General features: G+C 62.9%; 20 protein-coding genes, 1 tRNA gene and 2 pseudogenes. 13 read left to right on the top strand and 10 right to left on the bottom strand.

The annotated features are described in order from the left end of the window. Positions 1–69: 69 nt before the first annotated feature. On the top strand, positions 70–1,965 hold the full coding sequence (locus ACIU1A_RS11135) for a murein L,D-transpeptidase (protein WP_404927299.1): 1,896 nt from the start codon (positions 70–72) through the stop codon (positions 1,963–1,965). Positions 1,966–1,969: 4 nt separating this feature from the next. On the opposite strand, the gene ACIU1A_RS11130 is transcribed toward ACIU1A_RS11135, so the two are convergent. The 4 genes from ACIU1A_RS11130 to ACIU1A_RS11115 all read right to left on the bottom strand — a co-directional run bounded on the left by ACIU1A_RS11130 (position 1,970) and on the right by ACIU1A_RS11115 (position 4,036). Continuing rightward, complete coding sequence (locus ACIU1A_RS11130) at positions 1,970–2,446, bottom strand: hypothetical protein (protein ID WP_404927298.1); 477 nt, start codon at positions 2,444–2,446, stop codon at positions 1,970–1,972. 169 nt (positions 2,447–2,615) lie between these two features. Beyond that, entirely contained in the window at positions 2,616–2,873 is a 258-nt protein-coding gene (locus tag ACIU1A_RS11125; RefSeq protein ID WP_140557198.1) for a PepSY domain-containing protein, read from the bottom strand. A 153-nt stretch (positions 2,874–3,026) separates the two neighbouring features. Continuing rightward, positions 3,027–3,101, bottom strand: a tRNA-Val gene (locus ACIU1A_RS11120). Positions 3,102–3,352: 251 nt separating this feature from the next. Then, on the bottom strand, positions 3,353–4,036 hold the full coding sequence (locus tag ACIU1A_RS11115) for a phosphoglycolate phosphatase (protein WP_404927297.1): 684 nt from the start codon (positions 4,034–4,036) through the stop codon (positions 3,353–3,355). Positions 4,037–4,422: 386 nt separating this feature from the next. On the opposite strand from ACIU1A_RS11115, the gene rpiA reads away from it, so the two are divergent. The 3 genes from rpiA (at position 4,423) to gor (ending at position 7,246) form a co-directional block, all read left to right on the top strand. Next, positions 4,423–5,118 carry a ribose-5-phosphate isomerase RpiA gene (gene rpiA / locus ACIU1A_RS11110; protein ID WP_140498616.1) on the top strand — a complete coding sequence of 232 codons (696 nt, stop codon included), beginning with the start codon at positions 4,423–4,425 and terminating at the stop codon, positions 5,116–5,118. A gap of 22 nt (positions 5,119–5,140) precedes the next feature. After that, entirely contained in the window at positions 5,141–5,737 is a 597-nt protein-coding gene (locus tag ACIU1A_RS11105; RefSeq protein ID WP_404927296.1) for a DUF2059 domain-containing protein, read from the top strand. Between the two features lie 117 nt (positions 5,738–5,854). Continuing rightward, on the top strand, positions 5,855–7,246 hold the full coding sequence (gene gor, locus ACIU1A_RS11100) for a glutathione-disulfide reductase (RefSeq protein WP_404927295.1): 1,392 nt from the start codon (positions 5,855–5,857) through the stop codon (positions 7,244–7,246). Between the two features lie 52 nt (positions 7,247–7,298). Here gor and mgtE read toward each other — a convergent pair whose 3' ends face one another. From mgtE to ACIU1A_RS11080, 4 genes and pseudogenes are all read right to left on the bottom strand, one after another. Beyond that, complete coding sequence (gene mgtE, locus ACIU1A_RS11095; protein WP_404927294.1) at positions 7,299–8,663, bottom strand: magnesium transporter; 1,365 nt, start codon at positions 8,661–8,663, stop codon at positions 7,299–7,301. Between the two features lie 290 nt (positions 8,664–8,953). Continuing rightward, entirely contained in the window at positions 8,954–10,858 is a 1,905-nt protein-coding gene (locus ACIU1A_RS11090; RefSeq protein ID WP_181165342.1) for an ABC transporter ATP-binding protein/permease, read from the bottom strand. 612 nt (positions 10,859–11,470) lie between these two features. Continuing rightward, positions 11,471–12,151, bottom strand: a complete 681-nt coding sequence (locus ACIU1A_RS11085) for a DsbA family oxidoreductase (RefSeq protein WP_404927293.1) — start codon at positions 12,149–12,151, stop codon at positions 11,471–11,473. Positions 12,152–12,222: 71 nt separating this feature from the next. Further along, a pseudogene (locus ACIU1A_RS11080) lies at positions 12,223–14,042 on the bottom strand (extracellular solute-binding protein). A 225-nt stretch (positions 14,043–14,267) separates the two neighbouring features. Here ACIU1A_RS11080 and ACIU1A_RS11075 point away from each other — a divergent pair. Continuing rightward, complete coding sequence (locus ACIU1A_RS11075) at positions 14,268–14,897, top strand: invasion associated locus B family protein (protein WP_140498608.1); 630 nt, start codon at positions 14,268–14,270, stop codon at positions 14,895–14,897. Between the two features lie 92 nt (positions 14,898–14,989). On the opposite strand, the gene hspQ is transcribed toward ACIU1A_RS11075, so the two are convergent. Then, on the bottom strand, positions 14,990–15,313 hold the full coding sequence (hspQ, locus tag ACIU1A_RS11070; protein ID WP_181165343.1) for a heat shock protein HspQ: 324 nt from the start codon (positions 15,311–15,313) through the stop codon (positions 14,990–14,992). 159 nt (positions 15,314–15,472) lie between these two features. Next, positions 15,473–16,687, bottom strand: a complete 1,215-nt coding sequence (locus ACIU1A_RS11065; RefSeq protein WP_404927292.1) for a UbiH/UbiF family hydroxylase — start codon at positions 16,685–16,687, stop codon at positions 15,473–15,475. 112 nt (positions 16,688–16,799) lie between these two features. On the opposite strand from ACIU1A_RS11065, the gene ACIU1A_RS11060 reads away from it, so the two are divergent. The 8 genes and pseudogenes from ACIU1A_RS11060 (at position 16,800) to ACIU1A_RS11025 (ending at position 25,105) form a co-directional block, all read left to right on the top strand. Further along, the gene (locus ACIU1A_RS11060; protein WP_404927291.1) at positions 16,800–17,696 is read left to right on the top strand and encodes a DUF2182 domain-containing protein; all 897 of its coding nucleotides are present in this window, start codon (positions 16,800–16,802) and stop codon (positions 17,694–17,696) included. Between the two features lie 14 nt (positions 17,697–17,710). Continuing rightward, positions 17,711–18,325 (top strand): DUF1326 domain-containing protein, encoded by a 615-nt coding sequence (locus tag ACIU1A_RS11055; RefSeq protein WP_140515399.1) that lies wholly within the window; start codon positions 17,711–17,713, stop codon positions 18,323–18,325. Beyond that, entirely contained in the window at positions 18,322–19,140 is an 819-nt protein-coding gene (pcsA, locus tag ACIU1A_RS11050; RefSeq protein ID WP_140498605.1) for a phosphatidylcholine synthase, read from the top strand. Before ACIU1A_RS11055 ends, pcsA begins: the two co-directional genes overlap by 4 nt. 27 nt (positions 19,141–19,167) lie before the next feature. Then, positions 19,168–20,145: a quinone oxidoreductase family protein gene (locus ACIU1A_RS11045; RefSeq protein ID WP_404927290.1), complete on the top strand. Its 978-nt coding sequence runs from the start codon at positions 19,168–19,170 to the stop codon at positions 20,143–20,145. A 215-nt stretch (positions 20,146–20,360) separates the two neighbouring features. Continuing rightward, positions 20,361–21,938 carry an ABC transporter ATP-binding protein gene (locus ACIU1A_RS11040; RefSeq protein WP_181171811.1) on the top strand — a complete coding sequence of 526 codons (1,578 nt, stop codon included), beginning with the start codon at positions 20,361–20,363 and terminating at the stop codon, positions 21,936–21,938. Then, on the top strand, positions 21,935–23,065 hold the full coding sequence (locus tag ACIU1A_RS11035; RefSeq protein WP_140548520.1) for an ABC transporter permease: 1,131 nt from the start codon (positions 21,935–21,937) through the stop codon (positions 23,063–23,065). Before ACIU1A_RS11040 ends, ACIU1A_RS11035 begins: the two co-directional genes overlap by 4 nt. Beyond that, positions 23,065–23,986, top strand: a pseudogene (locus ACIU1A_RS11030) (ABC transporter permease). The gene ACIU1A_RS11035 and the pseudogene ACIU1A_RS11030 overlap by 1 nt, the downstream one beginning before the upstream one ends. A 51-nt stretch (positions 23,987–24,037) precedes the next feature. After that, a complete protein-coding gene (locus ACIU1A_RS11025; RefSeq protein WP_404927289.1) occupies positions 24,038–25,105 on the top strand; it encodes a BMP family ABC transporter substrate-binding protein in 1,068 nt (355 codons plus the stop codon). Positions 25,106–25,124 lie beyond the last annotated feature (19 nt).

Genomic DNA, 25,124 nt, shown 5'->3' with positions numbered 1-25,124 from the left:
ATCCGCCATGCGGTGGGCAAGACGCACGAGCGTGCGGAACGGAGCCGGTTGCGGCTGGAGCGGGTGACCATGAAATTGCCGGGAAACAAAGCTACCGCGTTGCCGCTTGCAGCGCTCGTGGCGACGCTGGCCCTGGGAACGCCGCAAGCAGGCGCGCAGGGGCTTTTCGACATGCTTTTCGGCGGCGGCGTAAGGCACGAGCCGCAAGGTGAGTTTCCCCCTCCGCCACCAAGGCGCAAGCCGAACCCCAACGTATCCGCCGGCGGTGGTGGCGGCGGCAGCGTGAAGATCAGCAGCCCTTCCTACTACACCTACAAAGCCGACAAGCTCGTGCGCGTCGACTTCTCGGCGCTTACGGCAGCGCCGCAGCCGGCGACGCCGCAGGACGCCGCCTTCGTGCCCTCAGCCACCGGCAACGCCTTTCGCGAGGCAATCGCCGGACTGAGCGACTACGAGCTCTATGCGGAGCCGGATATCGCCAAGGCGCTGATCGCCTATTATTCGGCCAATCCGGATTTCATCTGGGTGACCGGAGCCAACGCCAACAGCCGCGCGCAGGACGCGGTGCGGGTGCTTGGCGAGGCGGCGAGCTACGGCCTGGCACCGTCCGACTACACGGTCGACGTGCCGACCGCCGCTGCGTCGACTGGTGACGCCGCTGCACGTTTGAAGGAGTTCGTGCGCTTCGAAATGGCGCTGTCGGCCCGCGTGCTTCGCTATGTCCATGATGCCCAAAGCGGCCGCGTCGAACCCAACCGCATGACCGGCTACTATGATTTCCCCGCCAAGCCGCTCGACATGGAAGGCGTTTTGAAGACGCTGGCGCATACCCAGGAAGTGCGCACCTATCTCGAATCGCGGCATCCGCAGAACCCGGAGTACCAGGCGCTGCGCGTCGAGCTGGAGTCGCTGCAAGCGAGCGCCGAGAACGAGATCGTCGTCGATCCCAAGCTGTTGCTGAAGCCGGGCGAAACCAGTCCCGAGCTTCCCAAGCTGCTGAGCCTGATCGCGCGCGATCTCGACGACGAGATGGGCGGCGCCTACGGCGAAGTGCTGTCGCGGCTCGCCACCAGCGACGTCTACCTCCCTGAGCTGGTTCCGGTCATCAAGGCGGTGCAGCAAAAAGCAGGCATGAAGGGCGACGGCGTCATCGGACCGCGCACCGTCGCGTCGCTGGCCGGAACGTCCAAGGCCGACCGGTTGCTCAAGGTACAGGTGGCGCTGGAAGAACTGCGCTGGCTGCCATCCGACCTCGGCAGCCCGCGTGTGTTCATCAACCAGCCAGCCTTCACGGCGAGCTACATCGACAATGGCGAGGAAAAGCTGAAAACCCGTGCGGTCATCGGCAGGACCACCAACCAGACCGCCTTCTTCTACGACCAGATCAAGCAGGTCGACTTCCATCCCTATTGGGGGGTGCCGCAGTCGATCATCGTCAACGAAATGCTGCCGAGATTGCGCAGCGATCCGGGTTATCTCGACCGGGCCGGCTATGAGGTGACCGATTCGCGCGGCAAGCGCATTCCGTCCTCGGCGGTCAACTGGGGCGGCTATGGCGCGAACATCCCCTACAGCGTGCGCCAACTCCCGAGCGAGGCCAATGCGCTGGGCGAATTGAAGATCCTGTTCCCCAACAAGCACGCCATCTACATGCATGACACACCGCAGAAGTCGTTCTTCCAGCGCGACATGCGCGCGCTCAGCCATGGTTGCGTGCGGCTGCAGGATCCGCGGGGCATGGCGGCTGCGGTGCTGGGTACCTCGGTCGATGAGGTCGCCGAGAAGCTGAAGCACGGCCATTCGACCGAGAGCGTGACGCGCACGATTCCGGTCTATGTCGCCTATTTCACCGCATGGCCCGACATGTCCGGCAAGGTCGAATACTTCAACGACGTCTACGACCGGGACACGCGGTTGAAGCAGGCCCTGGACGCCACCGAAGCAGCACGCTCGCCGTCGAGCTAAGAATTCAGCGGGCCGAGAGCGGTCGCCGGAAACCGGCGTCGCGCCCTGCGATCAGCCAGTAGACAAGCCCGGCGACCAGGCCGGCAGCGGCGATGATGCCGATGTCGGCCCAGCGCTCCGAGGCCATGTCCTCGAGCGCGCTCGGCCAGATCAGGGCAAAGCCGCCGACCGCCGCCGCACCGCCGAAGAGCATGTGGAGCCACAAGCCGCGCAACGAGAAGAATTCGGCGATCAATGCGAAGATCAGGGTCTGCGCCCCGGTCAGCACGATCGTCAGGAAATAGATGAACATGCCGAGCGGCGGCACCACCAGCGCCGCGATCGGCGAGACGCCCATCAGGTCGAAATACCGGGGCGCATTGGGCAAGGAGCTCAACGCAGCGTAGATCGCGACGATGGCGATCAGGCCGACCAGCACGGCGACGAGATAGCCGGCAAGCACCATCAAGATACGTTTCAACACATGCCTGGCCGTCGCCATGCATACCCCCCGTGAAGCTCCGCTGTAATCAGCCATCAAAGGTGCATTGGCGCAAGGGCGGGCACATCTCACGCCGCAGGCTCGGCATTTTCAGATTGGGACCGGTGATCATTGCGGGGAGGGATCGCAATACGGGTTGCTCGCCCCCGCAGGTTTTCTCCTGACGAAGCTATCTGGGCTCGGCTGTTACCGGATCATAGGTGATTTCGACCTTCGCCTTGTCGGCGGTGTAGTAGGTGACGGTATAGGCGCCATCATCCCAGTCGACCTCCTTGACATAGCGGAAGCCATCGCGCTGCTCGACCTTGGCGATGATGTCAGACAATTTCTTGGCATTGGGCGGCGGCAAAGGCTTGTCGTCCACGGCGAAGGCCGGCCCGGCGCCGAGGAGAATGGCGACGCTGGTCGCCAGAAGAAGTCTGGACATGGTTTTCCCTCAAGTTTCCACGCACAGAAACTCACTTGTGTGCAGGTTTGTTCCGCGACCGCGCAATGCCGTACCGTTCCTGCCTGGCGCGTTGCGAGGCGCCGTGCTGTCGTCATCAGAACCGGAGGATGGAGGTATTGCCGAGAAAGGAGATGGTGGGCGATGCAGGGATTGAACCTGCGACCCCACCCGTGTGAAGGGTGTGCTCTCCCGCTGAGCTAATCGCCCGCTCGTTGCCCGAAGGCCAAGCGAGCCGCGATATAAGGGAGGCCGGTGCGGGAAGTCAAGGCGGTGTCCGGCGTTCTCACAGAGGGCAGGTGCTTCCGGTTTCGTCACCCTCTTTCAAGCGCCGGCGCCATCTTCGATGTTGGAGGCATCCGCCGCAAATCGGAAATCGTCATTTCGTCGGGCGATTGCCTTGCGACGTTCTCAGAAGGATCGGTTTTTGCCCTTTCGCCTCTATCCCGCCTTGCGGCCGCTCAATGTTGCGCCGCGGCGATCAGCCGTTCGACCAAATCCAGCGTCAGCGCGTCGAAATGCGAGATCACCGCCGAGGGCTCGAACTCGCGCACGTGGCGGTCGGTGTAGCCGAAGTCGACGGCCACCACTGGGATGCCGGCGGCTTTCGCGGTGTCGATGTCGGTCTGCGGATCGCCGACCATCAAAGCTCGGTGCGGGTCGCCGCCGGCGCGCTTGATGGTTTCGGTGAGGTGACGCGGGTCGGGTTTGCGGAAGGCGAAGGTATCCTGTCCGGCAATCGCCGCGAAGTGTTTGGTCAGGCCGAGCGCCTCGATCAGCGCCAGCGAGTTGGCCTCGTATTTGTTGGTGCAGACGGCCAGGAGATAGCCTGCCTTCTCGAAGCGGGCGATCGCCTCGAGGACGCCGGGGTAGGGGCGGGACTTGCCGGGAATGTTGAGGGTGTAGTGGTCGAGGAACAGTTTCAGCAGCCGGTCGTGTTCGGCGACATCGAGCGACCGCTGCTGCGCGGCGTGCGCCCGTTCGATCATGACGCGGCCGCCATGGCCGACGAAGCGCCTGAAGCCGGCTTCGTCGACGGCCGCGAGCGCGCTGGCGGCAAGGCTGTGGTTAAGGCTGTCGAGCAGGTCCGGCGCTGTGTCGATCAGCGTACCGTCGAGGTCGAACACGATGATCGGGCGGGTCATGATCCATCCTGGGCAGTTTATGCAATGGGCAGGCGATAAAGGCTGCGGCGCGTCAAGGCAAGCGCCGGGCAGGCTCGTTCAGGCAAGCAAGCTCCCCGGACCGGGCATTCGCGACGAACCGCCAGGCATGAAAAAACCCGCCAGAGCGGCGGGTCCCGGCGCAAATCTGCACCATAGGCAAATATGTAGCATAACTGCCTTCACCCAGTCAATGGGCTATAAGAAAAAATTCCTATGAACGTCGCCGCACATCACTCGCCGACCGCGCGGGCACACCATTGACGGGAGGCCGAACGTCATCAACCTACGCCGCTGCAAGGGCTTTGACCGGACCGGCAAAAATGGTAGGAGCCGCAAACACCAGGTTCCGGGGCGGTAAAAGCGGCATGGATGCAAGACAGTTGAAGGTCGAAGCCGCGCGGGCGGCCCTTGCCCATGTCACCGATGGCATGCGGCTCGGCATCGGCACCGGCACCACCGCCGACGAGTTCGTGCGGCTGCTTGCCGACAAGGTGGCCACGGGCCTGACCATCATCGGCGTGCCGACGTCCGAGCGCACCGCCTCGCTGTGCCGCGAACTTGGGGTGCCGCTGTCGACGCTGGAGGAGACGCCGGAACTCGATCTCACCGTGGACGGCGCCGACGAAGTCGACCCGGCGCTGACGCTGATCAAGGGCGGCGGCGGCGCATTGCTGCGCGAGAAGATCGTCGCGGCGGCTTCCGCTCGCATGATCGTCATTGCCGATCGCTCCAAGATGGTCGAGACGCTCGGCCGTTTTCCATTGCCCATCGAGGTCAACCCGTTCGGCCTGCGCGCAACCGAAATCGCGATCGGGAAGGCGGCTGCAAGGCTCGGCCTTTCCGGTCCGGTTACATTGAGGATGACGGGCGGCCAGGCTTTTGTTACAGACGGCGGCCACTTTATCCTCGATGCATCTTTTGGCCGCATTCCGGATACAAGAGCGCTATCGAATGCTCTCCACGCCATTCCCGGCGTGGTCGAGCACGGTCTTTTCATCGGGCTGGCGTCAGCGGCCATCATCGCCGGGGGCGATGGCATCCAAACCGTCCATGCCGCCTGAAAAACAGGGAGTTCTATCGACCATGATGTTGCATAACCGGGTTCGCCGCTTGTCCGTCCTTCTGTCGGCATCGGCCGTCTTCGCCTTCTCTTCGCCGGCGTTCTCGCAGGACGTCACGGAAGCACACCTGAAGGCGGCGCGCGCCGCGGTCACCGCGATCCATGCGACCGACCCGTTCGACAACATCCTGCCGCAGGCCGCCGCCGCCCTCGAATCGCAGCTCATCCAAAAGAACCCCGACATGCAGGAGCTGATCGCCAAGACGATCAGCGAGAAGGCGCTGGCGCTTGCCTCGCGCCGGGCCGACCTGGAGAAGGAAGCGGCCCTTGCCTATGCGAAGGTGTTTTCCGAACAGGAACTCAACGACATCGCGACCTTCTACAATTCGGACTCCGGCAAGAAGCTCCTCGAGAGCGGCCCGGCCGTGACGCGCGACCTGGTGAAGGCCGCCGATATCTGGCAGAACGGGCTTGCTCGTGACCTCGCCCAGCAGGTCGGTGAAACGCTGGCCGCAGCGGCCAAGGCGAAAGCGCCGGCAGCGCCTGCTAATGCGGCCGCGCCCGCCGATGGCGCCGCGCCTGCCGATGGATCGGCCCCTGCCGACGACACTCAGAACTGATCCTGCCATTCCAAACGGCCCTGCGGCCATCTGTGAAGCCCGGCTTGTCCGGGCTTTTCTTTGATGGTTTGCGGCCTACCTGTCACTCACATTTTCCGAAGCTCAAGGAGCCGCGCGATGGCCGGTTACGACTACGATCTTTTCGTCATCGGCGGCGGTTCGGGCGGGGTGAGGGCGGCGCGCGTCGCCGCAGCGCTCGGCAAGCGCGTCGGCATCGCCGAGGAATACCGCTTCGGCGGCACCTGCGTCATCAGAGGCTGCGTACCGAAGAAGCTCTATGTCTATGCTTCGCAATTTCCCGAGCATTTCGCCGATGCCGCCGGCTATGGCTGGACGGTGCCGGAAGCCAGTTTCGACTGGCCCACGCTGGTCGCCAACAAGGACCGCGAGATCAGCCGTCTGGAGGCGATCTACAAGAGGAACGTCGAGGGCGCCGGCGGCGAGGCCTTTCACACGCGCGCCATGATCGTCGACCCGCATGTGGTGCATCTTCTGGACGAGGACCGTACCGTCACCGCCGACCAGATCCTGATCGCCACCGGCGGCCGTCCGGCGCCGCACCCGGCACTGCCCGGCCACGAATACTGCATCTTCTCCAACGAGGCCTTCGACCTCGAGCAGTTGCCCAAGTCGATCATGATCGAAGGCGGCGGCTATATCGCGGTCGAATTCGCCAACATCTTCCATGGCCTGGGCGTCAACACCACGCTGGTCTATCGCGGCAAGGAGATCCTCAGTCGCTTCGATATGGACCTGCGGCGCATGCTGCACGAAACGATGGAGAAGAAGGGGATCAAGATCCTTTGCCATGCCGTCTCGGAATGGATCCGCAAACGGCCGGACGGCCGGCTCGACGCGTTGCTCACCGGCGGCCAGACGCTGACGGTCGACCAGGTGATGCTCGCCATCGGCCGCATCCCCAACACCGAGAATATGGGACTGGAAGGCATCGGCATCGAGATGACCGCGACCGGCGCGATCCAGGTCGACGCGTACTCCCGCACCAACGTCGAAAACATCTGGGCGATCGGCGACGTCACCAATCGCGTGCAACTGACGCCGGTGGCGATCCACGAGGCGATGTGCTTCGTCGAGACCGCCTTCAAGGGCAACCCGACCGCGCCCGACCACGACACGATCGCCACCGCCGTGTTCTCGCAGCCGGAGATCGGCACGGTCGGCCTGTCGGAAGACGAGGCGGTCAAGCGCTTCCCCGACATCGAGATCTATCGCGCGGCATTCCGTCCGATGCGGCACACCTTGTCCGGCCGCGACGAAAAGATGCTGATGAAGCTGGTGGTCGATGGCGCGTCTAAGAAGGTACTCGGCGCGCACATATTGGGGCCGGATGCCGGCGAGATGGCGCAGCTTCTCGCCATTCCGCTGAAGGCCGGGCTGGTCAAGGATGATTTCGACCGCACCATGGCCGTGCATCCGACGGCCGCGGAAGAGCTTGTGACCATGTACAAGCCGACTTACCGAGTGAAGGATGGCGAGCGCGTAGACTGACGGACAAACGCGCCGCGGCAAGGTGCTTGCTGCGACGCAGCTAGGAGAGCTGCTACAGCAACGTGCCGCGCAGGATCACCTGCGCCACCGAGAAATAGATGACAAGCCCGGTGACATCGACCAGCGTGGCGACAAACGGCGCCGACGCGCTGGCCGGGTCGAAGCCGACGCGTTTCAAGGCGAACGGCAACATCGAACCCGACAGCGAGCCGAAGGTGACGATGCCGACCAATGCCGCTCCGACCGTCGCGGCGATCAACGGCCAGTGCGGGCCGTAGTTGTAGAAGTCGAAATACTGCCAGAGCGCGATGCGGCAGATGCCGACGACGCCGAGTATCGCCCCGAGCAGGAGGCCGGTGGGCAATTCGCGCAACGCCACCCGCCACCAGTCGCGCAGGCCGATCTCGCGCAACGCCAGCGCGCGTATGACCAGCGAGGTCGCCTGCGAGCCGGAATTGCCGCCGGAACTCATGATCAGCGGAATGAAGAGCGTCAGCACGATCGCTTTTTCCAGCTCGCTCTCGTAGCTTTGCATCGCGTTGGCCGTCAGCATCTCGCTGATGAACAGCGCGCACAGCCAGCCGGCACGCTTCTGGATCATGGCGAGGAAGCTCATCTTCATGTAGGGCTCGTCCAGAGCCTCCATGCCGCCGAAGCGATGCACGTCCTCCGTCGTCTCCTCGATCATCGTGTCGATGATATCGTCGATGGTGACGATGCCGAGGATCTTGCCGTGATCGACGACGGGAACGGCGAGCAGATCGTATTTGGAAATCGTCTGCGCCAGGGTTTCGCGATCGGTCAAAGGCGTGACGGTCACCGGCACGCGGTCCGGCGCCACCGACAGGATCGAATCGTCAGGCTCGCCGGTGATAAGCCGGCGCAGGCCGGTCGAGCGCATGAGCAGATACGTCTCGGGATCGACGATGTAGATGGCGTGGACAGTTTCGCGCGTCCGCTCGACCTTTCGGATGTAGTCGAGCGTGCGGCCGACGGTCCAGTCCGAGGGCACGCTGACGAACTCCGTCGTCATGATCGAAGCGGCACTGCCTTCGGGGTAACCGAGAATCGAGAGCAGGGTTGCGCGCAGCGGGGGCGCCAGCACGCCGAGCAGCTCGGAACGGGCGGGTTCGTCAAGATCGCGCAGGATGTCGGCAGCGCGATCGACCGACATGGCGGTAAGCAGCTTGCCCGCCTTGGCGCGAGGCAAGGCCTCCGCCAGCTCGGGCGCGCCCTCGAGCTCCGGCTGGTCGAAGATATCGACCAGCCGTTCGAACGGCACTTCGCAAAGCAGCTCGGTCGCCGTTTCGCGCGACTCGCGGTTGAGCGCTTCGACCACGTCTGCGACATGGTCGTTTGCAAGGACGCGGGCGATGGCGACGGCCTCGTCGTCCGCTACGGGGGAAAAATCGTTCATGGTTCACTCCTTGCCGTCCGGCAAGACGTGAACCGTCGAGGTCACGTCAGGGCGGACGGCGGTTGCGTTCGACTGTGACTGTCGCCAGGCATGGCGCGGTGACCTTTCCGCTCGCGGGTTCGAGTTTGATGTCTGCGAGCGGGCGCAACATAGGAGCTCGCCTTGCCCTGTCAATCGAGGTGATCGAGGAAAATGCGGGCAACATGCCCCAGTCGCGAGACTGTGATCGCTGAAGCGTATCGCGCCGAAACGGTAAAATGGCTGGACGGCCTATGCCGCGGCGAGTCCGGCTACTTCTGCTTCAGCCGGCGCGGAAAACGCAGCCATTTGTCGTCGACCGGCCTTGGCACCGGCCCTGGCTGTGCGAGAATGGTGGTGAGCTCGGGAGGCAGGCTCGGCACCAGCGGCTTCTTGGTGGCGACGCCGTCCGCGATCGCGACGATCGAGTGGTAGAACTCGGCGCCGGTGACCGATCGCGGCGCCACCGCTTCATGCATGACGCTGATCACCGTTACATCGGGGCAGTTGTCCTTGATCGCCTGGTGGAAGGCAACCTTGCCCTCCGGATCGAGTGCGCCGGTCGCCTCGTCCAGGAATAGTAGCCCGGGTTGATGGAGCACGATGCGGGCCACCACCAGCTTCTGTTTCTGACCGCCGGACAGGACCTGATCCCAGCTTTTGCCTTCGCGGCTTTCGTCGCCCATATTCTCGATGAAGTCGCCCAGACCCGCCTTGTGCAGCGCGGACGCGACCTGCGCGTCGCCATGGTCGTGCTCGGAGCCCGGCAGGCAGACCAGCTGCTTCAGGGTCACCTGCTGCAGCTTGACCTCCTGGGCTGCATAGAAACTCTTCACCCCTTCGGGGAAGACGATGGTGCCGCGGCCGTAGGGCCATAGGCCGTTGATGGCCTTGATCAGCGAGGTCTTGCCGCAGCCGGATTCGCCTTTCAGGAAGGTCCATTCGCCGCGCCGGAAGCGCAGGTTCGCCGCTACGAGGAAAGGCGTTGCGTCCTCGCCCTGATGCGCCAGTTCAAGCTTCTGGATGGTCAAGCCGAAAACCGGGTTCTGGCTGGCGTAGCGGAAGTCGGAACGGCCGCTCTGGCTGTAGAATTCCTGGGGATGCTGAACGTTCTCGATCGCATTGGCCAACTCGGTGACACGCTGGCTGTTGGCGCGCAGGGTGGCGATGGCGGGCATGACATGGATGAACCACGAACATTGGCCGATCAGCGAATTGACCAGTTCGGAGCCGGTTATGTAACCCTTCAGGTCGAAGCCGTTGTGGATGAACGGCACAAGGCCCGGTCCATAGGCGACAATGCGGGCGCCGATGAAATTGTAGATCAGCTCAAAAGACATGTAGACGGTGTTGACGATGTTGAGCCGCGTCCATGTGCCGTCAATATCGCCATAGAGGCGGCCATGCATGGTCCTCTGAACGCTTTCGCCCCGCGAGGCCGCGACATGGAAGCTGCGGCGCAGGAATGTCGTCAGCTCGCCACGGTAACTGCCTTCGGCCTGCTGCATCCTGACATTGAGACGCTCGAGCATGCCACCGAGCTTTACCGCGATCCAAGTGTTGAGCGGCACATAGATGGCGACGGCAAGGAGGGCGAGGATGGCGCTGCCATAGCTGCCGAGGAATTCGAGCCCCTTTACCTCGACGGAGGTCTCGAGCAGCTTCTGGCCGACGAAATAGAGCGAGGTGGCGACACCCAGCACGCCCATGGCCAGGCCGATGGCGCCGCCGGTCATGTCCTTGATCGATTCCTGGACGCGCTGATCGATGTTGTCGGGGGCCGGCGCGCCATTCCCGGTCGAGGCATGCTGGGCGTGGAAATGGGTGTGGTTGCCGTCCAGCAGCGCCTCGTTGAAACGGCTGTCGAGCCAACCGCGCCATTTGCGGTGCAAGGTTGCCGAGACAAGATTGCGGATGCCCGTGAAGCCGGCGTCCTTGAGCACGACCAGCAGCACCAAAATACCGGCATTGGCCAAAAGCGTCTGGAGAGGGGTGGTGTTGGCGGCGTCGTGGAAGAAGGCGATCGAGTTGACCAGTTCTCCGGACGCTTCTGCGAACCAGACGCCGGCCTTGCTGGACAGAGCGGTGAGCAGCGCGATCACCAGCGTCAGCGTCCAGGCCTCCTTCCACCGGTCCGAGACCCAGTAGGCCCGCATCAGGCCCCAGAAGCTGCGCATCGAGGAAACCGGGGTCAGAAGCGACCGCCTTGCGGCATCGCTGTGTAGTCCATCTGTTCCTGACAGTTGCGGTGGTCTGTCGACCCGAATCACAATCCCGCCCAAACCTTTTTTGTATTGTTACGGATGGTAACACCAATTGATCATTTTCCATTAATTTTTATAGGGGGGCAGCGGGATTGAGGTGGATGCCGTGGCTGCAGGGCAACAGGTTCGGCTTCCCGAGCGTCGCGCCAAAGCCGACGAAAAGCCGGTTTAAGCTAGTGATGTCAGGTAATTACGCGGCATCAGGGCGCGACGTTTCTACCTTCCCCTAGGGAAAGCGTTCGCACGAATTTGTGACCCGCTTGGGCTGCCCGGCAAGCCGGCTTTTCATCGCAGGCTAATCAAAATTCCGGAAAACACGTCGCCCTGGACGCCTGATTCCTCGCCGGCATGTCCACGCCGGAGGTCCGGAAATGACCTGAGACGCTGGGCAAGCCATCGATCGACCGGACCGGCGGCGTCAGGGCAGGCCGCGACGCCGGCAAAGCCGACGATCGCGGAACCACAGGGCCAGGCGCGGCCTCACGCCCGGGGAGCTGCTTGAAAATCCTGCGTTGAAGATCGGGCTCAGTCGACTTTTTCCAGTTCGCCACGCGCCTTGGCGGCGGCTACCTGGCGGATGGCGTCGGCGAGCGTGTCGACGTCCTGCGCGCCCATCACCGCGTATTTGCCCTCCAGCAGGAAGCATGGCACGCCTGATATGCCCATGCGCGACGCGGTGGCGATCTCGGTGCGAACCGCCTCGACATCGGCGTCGGTCGGCAAGAGCGTCTCGACAACGGATGCGTCCATTCCGGTCTCGCGCGCCGCCTCGACCAGCACGGCGTGATCGCCGATGTTGGCGCCTTCTTCGAAGTTCAGCTGGAACAGGCGGCGCACCAGCCGGTTCTGCACGTCTTCGCCGGCCGCACCGGCCCAGCGAATGACGCGATGGGCATCAAGCGTGTTGGGCGCGACCTTGATGGCGCCGAAAGCGAAGGAAATGCCTTCGGCTTCACCGAGCGGCTCGATACGGGCGTGGATCTGGCGAATGTGTTCGTCGCTGCCGAATTTGGCCAGCATGTACTCGCGGCGATCCTTGCCTTCCGGCGGAATGGTCGGATCGAGCTGGAACGGCCGCCAGCGTATATGCACATCCACCTCGCCGGCGGCGGCGACTGCCTTGTCCAGCCGCCTCTGGCCGATGAAGCACCATGGGCACACGACGTCGGACACCACGTCTATGGTGATCGCATTCGCTTGGCTCATCTCGATCTCCTGAACGTCTTGGGTGCCGTGCACTTCCCGGAGAACCCGGCTTCCACTCCTCGGGCCCATGCTCAGTTCGGCTTTCGCCACCAGGTCGGCAACTGGTAACCGAATATGGGCGTCTTTCGCGGATGGTCCAGATAATTCCAGTAAGCGATCCATTGCTGCGTGTTGTGCTGCATCGGCACCATGTAGTTGCCGGAGATCAGCAACCGGTCGAGAACGCGCACGGCGGCGATGTAATCCTCCTTGGTGCGGGCGCGCAACATGGCCTCGATCGCAGCGTCCACCGCGGGATCGGCGACGCCGGCGAGGTTGAACGAACCTTCAGCCTTGGCGGCGGAGGATGACCAACGCCCGATCTGCTCGATGCCGGGCGAGAGCGAATTGTTGAAGCCGCTCGAGCCGATCAGCACCTCGAAATCGAAACGCTGCTTGCGCGACTGGATCTGGTCGCCGTCGAGGCTGCGGATGGAGACATCGATGCCGATCTTTTCCAGCGTGCGCTGGTAGATGCCGGCGAGACGCTCCTCGTCCTGCGAGGCGGTCAGTATCTCGAAGCCGAAGGGCTTGCCCTCGGGGTCGAGCATCGTGCCGCCCTGCAGGTGGTAGCCGATGCTTTTCAGGAGATCGAAAGCAGCCTTGAGCACCTTGCGATCCTGGCCCGAGCCATCGGTCACCGGCGGCCGCCAGGTTCCATTCATGACGTCGGCCGGTACCCGGCCGGGGTAGGGCGCCAGCAACGCTTTTTCCTGTCGTCGGCCGGATGGCCGAGTGCGGAAAGCTCGGAATTCTGCCAGTAGCTCATGGTGCGCGCGTATTTGCCGCCAAACAGGTTCTTGTTGGCCCATTCGAAGTCGTAGAGCATGCCGAGCGCCCGACGCACCACGGGGTTCGAGAATTTCGGCAGCCTCGTGTTGAACAGGAAACCGGTCACGACGGGTGGAATACCGGTGTCGAAAGTTTCGGCAACCACCTCTCCCCTATGGAAAGCGGGAAAATCCAGATCGCGTTCGCGCTTCACCGGATCGCTGTCGTCGTCGATGGCGCAAAGGCCTTTCTTGAACGCCTCGAGCTTGGCATTGGCGTTGAGGAAATATTCGATGGTGATCTGGTCGTAATTGTCGAAGCCGCGCTTGGCCGGAATATCCTTGCCCCAATAGTCCGGGTTGCGCTTGAAAACGATGCGCTGGCCGGGCGTCACCTGTGCGATCCTGTAGGGGCCGCTGCCGATCAACGGCTTCAGCGTCGTCCTGTCGAAAGTCTCGATGTCGAAGGCGTGCTTGGGGATGATCGGCGTCAGCGCGATGATCAGCGGAAATTCGCGATCGGCCTTGTCGTTGAAGGTGAACCGCACGCTGTGGTCGCCGGTCTTCTCAAGCTTGGCAATCCTGGCCATGCGGTCGCTGTAGGGCGGACGGCCTTTCTGCGTATAGGCATCGTAGGTGAACAGCACGTCCTCCGGCGTCACCGGCTGGCCGTCCGACCATTTGGCATTCGGGTTGAGATGGAATTCGATGCTCTTGCGCTCGGAATCCATGTCGGCCGACTCGGCAAGCAAGCCATAGAGCGTGAAGGCCTCGTCGGCATTGCGCTGCATCAGCGGCTCGAAGACCAGATTGCCGAAGATCGTGTCCATCATGCCGCGCGCCGTGGTGCGCAGGCTCTTCAGGATGAAGGGGTTGAGATTGTCGAAACTGCCGACGACGCAATAGGTAATGCTGCCGCCCTTCGGCGCGTCGGGATTGACGTAGTCGAAATGCGCATAGTCGGGCGGCAGGGCCGGCTCACCCTGCATGGCAATTGCATATCTGGGTTCCGACGCCGCCGGCAGGGGCGAAAGGGCGAAAAATGATGTCGCGGTGATCAGCCAAACGAGAACGCGGCCCATGACCGTCTCCTTACCGGGTCGGCTTGATGATTCGGTGCGCACACTAGCATGGGGCCCCGCCAATGTTCGTTGCCAAGAATCGCAGATTGCGGGCTGGATTCGGCACCGCTTGCAGTGTAACACGCCGTCCGAAGTCATTCTGTTGCCTCATTTCGGCAACAGGTAGCTGGACCACACGGCGCGAAGAAGCGGGTCCCCGGGATCATTTGAGAGGAAGTGCACGACATGACGAGCCTGAACAGCAATGCGTACCGCCTGTCGGTCATGGCCGCTGGCGTGATCGGCTTTCTGGGCGCGGCAATTCCCGTTGCTTCCGCACAGCAGCAACAACAGATCCCGCAGGGCTGGTTCAAGGCTTGCACAAAGCAGGAAGACGTCGACATCTGCAACGTGCAGAACATCACCACCGCCGGCAACGGCCAGTTGGTCACCGGCGTGAGCCTGATCGAGCTGAAAGGCAAGGTGAACCGCAAGGTCTTCCAGGTGACGGTTCCGACCGGTCGTCTGGTTGGTGCCGGCATTGGCCTCCAGATCGATACCGGCAAAACGCAGAAGCTTGAATATGTGGTCTGCTTCCCCGACCGCTGCGTTGCGGAAGTACCGCTGACCGACCAGCTCGTCGCCTCCTTCAAGAAGGGCCAGGCGCTCACCTTGACCTCGATCAATTTCCAGAACCAGCCCAATCCGATCAAGGTCGCGCTGCAGGGCTTCAGCGGCGCCTATGACGGCCCGCCGCTGCAGCAGTCGGACATCGAGGACCGGCAGAAGAAGCTCCAGGATTTCGTCGCCAAGAACAACCAGGACTTCGCCAAGAAGCTCAAGGAAGAGCAGGACAAGGCGAAGACCGCGAACTGATCGGTTCGGGCATTCTCAAAACCACAAAAAAGCGGGGTCATGCCCCGCTTTTTTGCTTCTGCACCTGACTTACTGATCAGTGCCTGAGGTGATCAATGCCTGGACTGCCGTTTCGGTTCGTAGCGTCCGTCCGGCTTTTTGTCGAACATTTCCTTGATCTGCGGGTGGCGGACCGGTTCTCCCGATTGGTCCTCGAGCAGATTCTGCTCGGACACATAGGCGATGTACTCGGTTTCCGAATTCTCGGCGAGCAGATGGTAGAACGGCTGGTCCTTGCGCGGGCGCACGTCGACGGGGATCGCCTCGTACCATTCCTCCGTATTGGCGAATTGCGGATCGACATCGAAAATGATGCCCCGGAACGGAAACAGCCGATGGCGAACCACCTGTCCGATCGCGAATTTGGCTGTTCTCATCGTACTCACCACTGAATTCCTTAGCTTTATTTGGCGCAGACTCCGAATCAATTCAATCCCGAAGCTTTGAGCGTCCTCAAGCTGCGTGTGATACGGAGCAAAGATTGTGGGCGAGTTGCCGGCCATCGATGCCTGCCGGCAGCAAATGTGTTCGCAAGCTCACTGCTGGCGCGCTTGCTTTCCCAAGCCACCGCCAAGCGCCGCAAACCCGCTGCCGGGACGGAGCCCTTCGCGCATGAAGAAAGCGCGAAGCGGTGCAAAACCACCAAGCACGCCGAGCCCGGCACCGCGCGCCATCTGCGCCGGCAGCAGGTCGGAAAGCAGCGACATGTTCAGTAGATTGACCGCGCTGCTGCGCGCCAGAATATCGGGCCGGCGCTTGAAGTCATAGATGGCGAGGGCTTTCGCGGCCCCTGGGTCTTCATAATTTTCATTCGCGATTCCAATAAGATCATCGATATCCCTAATGCCAAGATTGAGCCCTTGCGCGCCGATCGGCGGAAATACGTGGGCGGCTTCGCCGACAAGCGCCACCCGGTCGCGCGCAAAACGCAGCGGCGTCGCCGTTGCAAGCGGATAGACCTGCCGGCCTGGCTCGACCGTCACCCGGCCCAGCATGGACTGCATCCGCTGTTCGACCCGCAGCGACAACGTCGCATCGTCCAGCGCGGCAAGTTCCGTGGCGGTTTCCGGCTTGACCACCCAGACCAGGCTCGAGCGGTTGCTGGGCAGCGGAACCTGCGTGAACGGACCGGTTTCGGTATGGAACTCGGTCGAGGTGAAGGCATGATCGCGGCCGTGGGAGAAGTTGAGCACCAGCGCTGCCTGGGGATAAGTCCGGGCGGCGGTCGAGATGCCCGCCGCCTGGCGCGCCGGCGACAGGCGTCCGTCGGCGGCAATCGCCAGGGATGCTTCGATCACGCTGCCGTCGGCAAGGGCCGCGCGAGCCTTATCGGCGCCGAGATGCCAGGCATCGACCATGGATGTCAGCCACGCGATCCCGGAATGCGCGGCAACCCTGCCGGCGAGCGCGGGAATGAGGACGCTATTGGGCAGGTTGAGCCCGAACTGATCCTCGTCGATCTCGCTGGCGCGGAAGGTGACGACCGGACTGCGGATCAATCGGTTGGTCGCGTCGACGATGCGCATCACCTTGAGGGGCGCGGCCTGCGGCTTGATGTCGGCGAGGACGCCCAGCCGCTCAAGCACCTTCAAGGCAGGGTTCATCAGTGCCGTCGTGCGGCCATCGGGAGCGGATGCCTCCGGCCCGACGAGCGTCACCGGAAAGCCGGCATCGGCGAAACCGAGCGCGGCGATCAGCCCTGCCGGCCCCGTGCCGGCGATGAGTATCCGTGTTGTTTTCTGATGCTCCAAGATCGGCTTCCGGCTTGCGATGCGGGGCAGCGCACGCGCCCCGCCACTCGATGAGCATATAGGTCAGGTCATACGGCTTGATCAACGGGGCGATTCGGCCCATTCGAAGGTCATGACCGGCCGCCAGGACGACTTCAGCCATCTCGACAGCGCAGGCCGTGCGACGGCCGATATCGCACGCAACCCGCGTTTGACGGTGAACCTCGTTGTCGGCGCCGGCATCCTGCTTGCCTGGCTCTCCCTGGCCGCAATGGCGGTCCGCGCCGCGGAGGGACGCGCCGCGGGTATCGGCGCGCCCGGCGACGCCTTGTTGAAAGCCCTGCCGCAGCTGCCGTTGCCCGATCTGCTGGCCCGGTTCTTCGCCCTCTGCCTCTCGGCCGCGCCCCTGGACGGAGATATCGGCCCGCGCGCCGGTGCGCTGACGGCAATGTGGTTCCTGATGGCGACCGCGACGATGCTGCCCTCGGCGGCACCGATGATCCGAACCTATTGCGAGATCGCCGACACGGCCAGGATCAGGCATGAGCCGGTCGTCCATCCGCTGGTGCTGGTCGCCGGCTATCTCTCGACATGGCTGGCCGCGTCGGCTGGGTTTGCGGCGCTGACGCTCGCCATCGATGCGTTCGCCTCGTCAGGCCAGATGTTCGATCCGGTTCTGGGCATTGCCGGCGCTGTCGCCTTGCTGGTCGCCGGCCTCTACCAGTTCAGTGGCCTGAAGGAGGCCTGCCTGAAGAAATGCAGGAACCCCTTCGCGATCCTGTTTGCCAACTGGAGCGCGCGGCCTGCAGCCATTTTCCGGCTCGGCGTCGCGCAAGGCATCTGGTGCCTTGGCTGTTGCTGGGCACTGATGCTGGTGATGTTCGCCGTGGGCGTGATGAACGTCTTCTGGATGGCGCTGATCGGCCTGTTCACCCTGATCGAAAAACAAGCCGCGGGCAGGCTTCCAACCCGGCTGGCCGGTGCGATACTGCTTGTCTGGGCAGCCGCGCTGCTAGTAGTCTCGCTATGAGTGGGGGAAACTCGATGACGGATCCGAGCTGGGCAATGAAGGGGGAGCTCGTACTCTCCTGCAATTGCACGGTTTTTTGCCCTTGCGTGCTGTCGCTGGGCAGCCATCCTCCGACCGAAGGCTATTGCCAGACCTGGGCGGGTTTCCGTATCGATGCCGGTCATTTCGGAGAGGTCGACCTGTCAGGGCTTAATCTCGGGCTGATCATGGAAATCCCCGGCTATATGAGCCGCGGCAACTGGACCGCCGGCCTGTTCATCGACGTCAGAGCCTCGATCTACGCGGTCAAGGCGTTGACGAAGATTTTCACCGGCAAGGCGGGCGGGACGACGTCGCTGCTTTCGATCCTCGTCGGCAAATTCCTCGGTGTCGAACAAGTGCCGATTACCTATGAGACACGCGACAAGACGCGTATCTTCCAGATACCGAAGATCATCGATGGGGCGGTCACGCCAATTGCCGGCAAGGACCGCGACAAGGACACGGTGATCAGCAATTCCGAATATTGGATCGCGCCGGAGATCATCGTGGCCAAGTCCGACAAGAGCAAGATGCGAGCCTTTGGTCGCAACTGGAATTTCGGCGGCCGTTCAGCCGAAATCTGCAAGCTGGACTGGCAGGGCCCGTGAGCAAGAACACAACGGCCAGGAAAGCCGCCAAGAAAATCGCCGACCGGATTCCGCGGCCGAAGAAGAAAGTCACCTGGCCGCAGGCGCGCGCCTTTTCGGTGCATCTCCTGACCGCCTCCGGTTCGTTCCTGGCCTTCCTGTCGCTGGTGGCGGCGAGCGAGGAGCGCTGGACGGCCATGTTCTGGTGGCTGGGGCTGGCGCTGTTCGTCGACGGCATAGACGGGCCGATCGCGCGCAAGCTCGAGGTCAAGGAGATCCTGCCAACATGGTCGGGAGAGCTCCTCGACAACATCATCGACTATGTCACCTATGTGCTGATCCCGGCCTTCGCGCTCTATCAGCGCGGCTTCATGGGCGAGGGCCTGTCGTTCCTGTCGGCGGCCATCATCGTGGTGTCCAGCGCGATCTACTATGCAGACACCGGCATGAAGACGAAGGAGAATTTCTTCAAGGGATTCCCCGTTGTCTGGAACATGGTGGTGTTCACGCTGTTCGTCATCGAGCCGGGACAATGGGTCTCGTTCGCGGTGGTCGTGGTGGCGGGCATCCTGACATTCGTTCCGATCAACTTCATCCATCCGGTTAGGGTGGTGCGGCTGCGGCGCATCAATCTCGCAATGACTCTTTTGTGGTGCGCTTTCGGCGCGCTTGCGCTTGCGCAAGCGGCACTCGCCGCCTTCTATGACCAGATCGGCGTGCTGGGCGCGCAGGTCAGCACCTTCATAAAGATTGGCATTACCGTTACCGGGCTCTATCTCGCCTGTATCGGCGGCATCATGCAGTTCTTTCCAAATCTCGGTGCCAAAAAGGCCTGATCGGCAAATTTTTCAAGGAAGCCCACCATGCCCAAAGCAGTCCGCATCCACGCCCATGGCGGTCCGGAGGTCCTGACCTATGAGGACACCGATCCCGGCCAACCGGGATCAGGGCAGATCCTGGTCAGGCACACGGCAATCGGCCTCAATTTCATCGACGTCTATCATCGCTCCGGTCTCTATCCGCCGCCCGGCGGGTTTCCGCTCATTCCCGGCAGCGAGGCCGCCGGTTTGGTCCTGGCTGTGGGCGAGGGCGTCGACTGGCTGAAGCCCGGCGACCGGATCGCCTATGCCGTCACCACAGGCGCCTATGCGCAGGAGCGCGTCATCGATGCCAGCAAGGTCGTCAAGGTGCCGGACGGCATCAGCGACGAGCAGGCGGCAGCAATGATGCTGAAAGGCATGACCGCCGAATATCTCTTGCGCCGGACTTTCAAGGTCAAGGCAGGCGACACCATCCTGTTCCATGCGGCAGCCGGCGGCGTCGGGCTCATTCTCGGCCAATGGGCGAAGCATCTGGGCGCGACCGTCATCGGCACGGCAAGTTCGAGCGACAAGATCGAACTCGCAAAGGCACACGGCTTCGACCATGTCATCAACTACAAGGAGCAGGATTTCGTTGCCGGCGTCGCGGCCATCACCGGCGGCAAAAAATGCGACGTCGTCTACGACTCCGTCGGCAACGACACATTCCCGGCCTCGCTCGACTGCCTGAAGCCGCTCGGCATGTTCGTCAGCTTCGGCCAGTCGTCGGGACCGATCCCGCCATTCTCGATGTCGCTGCTAGCGCAGAAAGGATCCTTGTTCGCCACAAGGCCGACGTTGTTCGTCTACAATGCAAAACGCGAGGATCTGGACGCCTCGGCCGCGGCCTTGTTCGAGGTCGTGCTCAGCGGCGCCGTCGAGATCAAGATCAACCAGCGTTATGCACTCAAGGATGCGGGCAAGGCGCACGCGGATCTTGAAGGGCGCCGGACCACGGGCACGACCATACTGGTTCCCTGACGGGAACTGCCCTGGTTTTGAGCTCTCTGCCGCAGGTGCGGGCACGGTTTGCGCGAAAAGGCGGCCCGCCGCGTGGTTGCGCGAAGAAGACTGATCTTTGCCCTTGAGTTTCCGCTGAAATTCTTGAAGCTCTTTCAAGTCGAGTGCTGCTTTCGCATGAGAGCTGGCCGCGCATACGATGCTTGCGGGAACACAGAACATATCCGGGAACCTGGATGGGAGGCACTGTGAGTGCAAATCATAACGGAGCGAATCTGCTTGAGGTTCGCGGCCTGACCAAGATTTTCGGCACGCTGACGGCGTGCGATCATGTCGACCTCGACATAGCCAAGGGTGAGATCCACGCGCTGCTCGGCGAGAACGGCGCCGGCAAATCGACGCTGGTCAAGATGCTGTTCGGCTCGCTGGAGCCCAATTCCGGCGAAATCTTCTGGAATGGCCAGGCCGTCAGAATTACCAGCCCGGGCGTGGCGAAAAAGCTCGGCATCGGCATGGTGTTCCAGCACTTCTCGCTGTTCGAGGCGCTGACGGCGGCCGAGAACATCGCGCTTTCCCTGGATGACGGTTCGCCGATCAGCAGCATCGCGGCCAAGGCGAGGGCGCTTTCCTACAGCTATGGCCTGCCGCTCGATCCGGAATCGCTGGTCGGCGACCTATCGGTGGGCGAGCGCCAGCGCATCGAGATCATCCGCTGCCTGCTGCAGACGCCGCAGCTCATCATCCTCGACGAGCCGACTTCGGTGCTGACGCCGCAGGAGGCCGACAAGCTGTTCGAGACGCTCGAACGTCTGCGCTCGGAAGGCAAATCGATCCTGTACATCTCGCACCGGCTGGAGGAGGTCAAACGCATCTGCGACCGCGCCACCGTGCTGCGGCACGGCAAGGTGGTCGGCCACTGCAATCCGCGCGAGGAAACAGCCTCGTCGCTGGCCCGCATGATGGTCGGCAACGAAGTACAGGCTGTGGTGCGGGCGCCGGTCGCGGGCATCGAAACAGCGCAGTCCCTGCTCGAAATCCGCGGCCTCAGCCGCAAGCCGGCGACGCCGTTTTCGATCCCGCTCAAGAACATAAACCTCACCGTCCGCGCCGGCGAGGTGATCGGAATCGCCGGCGTCGCCGGCAATGGCCAGGGCGAGTTCTTCGAATCCGTTTCCGGCGAAGTCCTGCAGCCGGATGCCGCCTCGGTGCGCATTCGCGGCAAGGATGCGGGCAGCCTTAGCATTACCGGGCGCCGGCTGCTCGGTGCAGCCTTCGTGCCGGAGGAGCGCCTCGGCCATGGTGCCGCCCCGCGCATGCGGCTTTCGGAAAACCTGCTCCTGTCGCGCCATGCCACCGATGGCAAGACCTTTGTGGGCACGGGCGGAATGGTCAAGAGCGGCACCGTCTACGCCGCCGCCCAGCGCATCATCGAGGCGATGGACGTGCGCAAGAGCGCGCCCGATCCGGAGGCGGCAGCCCTGTCCGGCGGCAATCTGCAGAAATTCATCGTCGGCCGCGAACTCGACCGCAGGCCTGACGTCATGGTGGTCAACCAGCCGACATGGGGTGTCGATGCAGGCGCAGCCGCCCATATCCGCCAGGCACTCATCGAACTGTCCCGCAGCGGATCGGCGGTGTTGGTCATCAGCCAGGATCTCGACGAGCTGTTCGAGATATCGGATGCGATCGCGGTGATGCACAATGGCGAACTGTCCAGGCCGCTGGCGATCGCCGAGGCGACCTTCGAAAAAATCGGCCTGCTGATGGGCGGCGCCGAACCAGGCCACGCCGAACACACGCTGGAGACGGCATGATGCGCCTCGAACTCGTCAAACGGCCGCAGCGCTCGGCGCTGTTTTCGATGCTGTCGCCATTCATCGCCTTCGCGCTGACGATCATCGCGGGCGGTATCATGTTCGCGCTGCTTGGGGTCAATCCGTTCAGCGCGTTCAACATCTATTTCATCGAGCCGATCAGTCAGGTCTGGCAACTGCACGAGCTGGCGATCAAGGCGGCGCCGCTGATCCTAATCGCGGTCGGCCTGTCGGTCTGCTACAAGGCCAACATCTGGAACATCGGCGCCGAAGGCCAGTTCATCTTCGGCGCCATCTTCGGCTCGGCCGTTCCGGTGCTGTTTCCTGGGTTCGAGGGCCCATTGGTGCTGCCGCTGATGCTTCTGCTGGGCATGGTCGGCGGTGCCGCCTACGCGGCTATCCCCGCATTTCTGAAAACCCGCTTCAGCACCAACGAGATCCTGACCAGCCTGATGCTGGTTTACGTCGCTCAGCTCTTCCTCGACTGGCTGGTGCGCGGACCCTGGCGCGACCCGCAGGGCCATGGCTTCCCGCAGACCATCCAATTCGGCGATTCCGCCATCCTGCCGGAACTGATGCCGGATGCCGGCCGCGCCAATTGGGGCTTCGTGTTCGCGCTGGTCGCGGCGGTGCTGGTGTGGCTGATGATGAGCCGCATGCTCAAGGGTTTCGAGGTTCGCGTGCTCGGCTCCAGCCCGAGGGCAGGGCGCTTCGCCGGCTTCGGCCTCAACCGCATGGTCTTCTTCGCCTTCCTGTTGTCGGGCGCCCTGGCCGGGCTTGCCGGGATATCGGAAGTTTCCGGCGCCATCGGGCAACTTCAGCCCGTCATTTCGCCCGGCTACGGCTTCACCGCCATCATCGTGGCGTTCCTTGGCCGGCTCAATCCGCTCGGCATCGTCGCGGCGGGCCTGGTGCTGGCCCTGACCTATCTCGGCGGCGAGGCGGTGCAAAGCGCGCTCGGCATCTCCGACAAGGTGGCTCGCGTGTTCCAGGGCATGCTGCTGTTCTTCGTGCTCGGCTGCGACACGCTCATCCATTACCGCATCCGGTTGATCGGTCTGGCGCTGACCAAATCGGAGAGTGCCGCGAAGCTCGAGGCCGCGCCAAAGTTGAAGGAAGCCCGCTGATGGACATCACCGTCAACATCCTCCTGACCATCGCCACGGCGGCGACGCCGCTGCTCATTGCGGCGATCGGGGAACTGGTGGTCGAACGCTCCGGCGTGCTCAACCTTGGCGTCGAAGGCATGATGATCATGGGCGCCGTCGGCGGTTTCGGCGCAGGCTATCTGACCGGCTCGCCCTGGATCGGGCTCTTGGCGGCCATCGCCATGGGCGCGCTGTTCTCGCTGCTGTTTGCCGTCATGACGCTGTCGCTGGCCACCAACCAGGTGGCGACCGGCCTGTCGCTGACACTGCTCGGCCTCGGCCTCTCCGGCATGATGGGAACCAGTTTCGTCGGCCAGCCCGGCGTCAGGTTGCCCAATCTCGATATTCCCGGGCTCAGCTCCATCCCGGTGGTGGGCAGACTGCTGTTCGGCCAGGATCCGCTGTTCTACATCTCGATAGCGCTGACGGCGGCGGTGATGTGGTTCCTGTTCCGGACGCGCACCGGGCTGACGCTGCGCTCGATCGGCGACAGCCACGCCCTCGGCGCATGCGCTCGGCATCAGGGTCATCCGCTACCGCTATCTCTCGGTGATCTTCGGCGGCGCCTGCGCCGGTCTTGCCGGCGGCCATCTCTCGCTGGTCTACACCCCGCAATGGGTCGAGAACATGAGCGCGGGCCGCGGCTGGATCGCGCTTGCGTTGGTGGTGTTCGCGTCCTGGCGGCCGTGGCGGGTGCTGGCGGGCGCCTATATCTTCGGCGCGGTGTGGATCGGCCAGCTTCATGCACAGGCTTTTGGCATTCCAGTGCCTTCGCAACTGCTTTCTTCGTTGCCCTATCTGGCGACCGTCGTGGTTCTCGTTCTAATCTCGCGCAACAAGCGTCTGACGATGATGAACACACCGGCTTCCTTGGGGCAGCCATTCGTTCCGGATCGTTGACAACAATAACAAGACGGGAAGCTCCAAGGCTTAACTCAGAGAGGTAACACGATGAAAAAACTGCTTATTGCCCTGATGACGACGACAGCGGCATTTTCGCTGGTCGCGTCCGCGGAGGCCGCCGACAAGCTGAAGGCATGCTGGGTCTATACCGGCCCGATCGGCGACTTCGGCTATTCCTACCAGCACGACCAAGGCCGCCTCGAAGTCGAAAAGGCGCTCGGCGACAAGGTCGAGACCGCCTATCTGGAAAACGTCTCCGAAGGCCCCGATGCCGACCGCGCTTTCGAGCGCTTGGCGCGCGAGGGCTGCAAGATCATCTTCGGCACGTCCTTCGGCTTCATGGATGCAGAAGTGAAGGTCGCCAAGAAGTTCCCCAAGGTGATGTTCGAGCACGCCACCGGCTACAAGACGGCGGACAATCTCGGCATCTACAACGCGCGCTTCTATGAGGGCCGCTATGTGCTCGGTCAGATCGCGGCCAAGGAATCGAAGTCCGGCGTCGCCGGCTACATCGTCTCCTTCCCGATCCCGGAAGTGGTGATGGGCATCAACTCCTTCATGCTCGGCGCGCAGTCGATCAATCCGAATTTCAAGGCCAAGATCGTCTGGGTGAATTCCTGGTTCGATCCGGGCAAGGAAGCCGATGCGGCCAAGGCCCTGTTCGACCAGGGAGCCGACATCATCGTCCAGCACACGGATCTGACCGCGGCCCTGCAAGTGGCCGAGGAGCGCAAGCTGCACGGATTCGGCCAGTCCTCCGACATGATCAAGTTCGCGCCGAACGCGCAGTTGACTTCGCTGACCGACGAATGGGGACCCTATTACATCAGCCGGGTTCAGGCAGCCATCGACGGCACCTGGAAGCCCGACAATGTCTGGCTCGGCATCAAGGACGGCGCGGTGAAGCTCGCGCCCTACACCAATATGCCCGACGACGTGAAGGCAATGGCCGAGGCGACCGAGAAGAAGATCGCCGGCGGCTGGAACCCCTTCACCGGACCGATCGCCAAGCAGGACGGCTCGCCATGGCTGAAGGACGGCGAGGTCGCCGATGACGGCACGCTGCTCGGCATGAATTTCTACGTCAAGGGCGTCGACGACAAGCTGCCGCAATAGGTGTTACGCAAGGTCCGAC

Origin of the sequence: Mesorhizobium maamorense, assembly GCF_044998965.1 — a bacterium.
In the GTDB taxonomy this organism is placed as follows: Bacteria; Pseudomonadota; Alphaproteobacteria; order Rhizobiales; family Rhizobiaceae; genus Mesorhizobium.
Note: the sequence above shows the minus strand (reverse complement) of the source record. Positions and strands in the feature narration are given on the sequence as shown.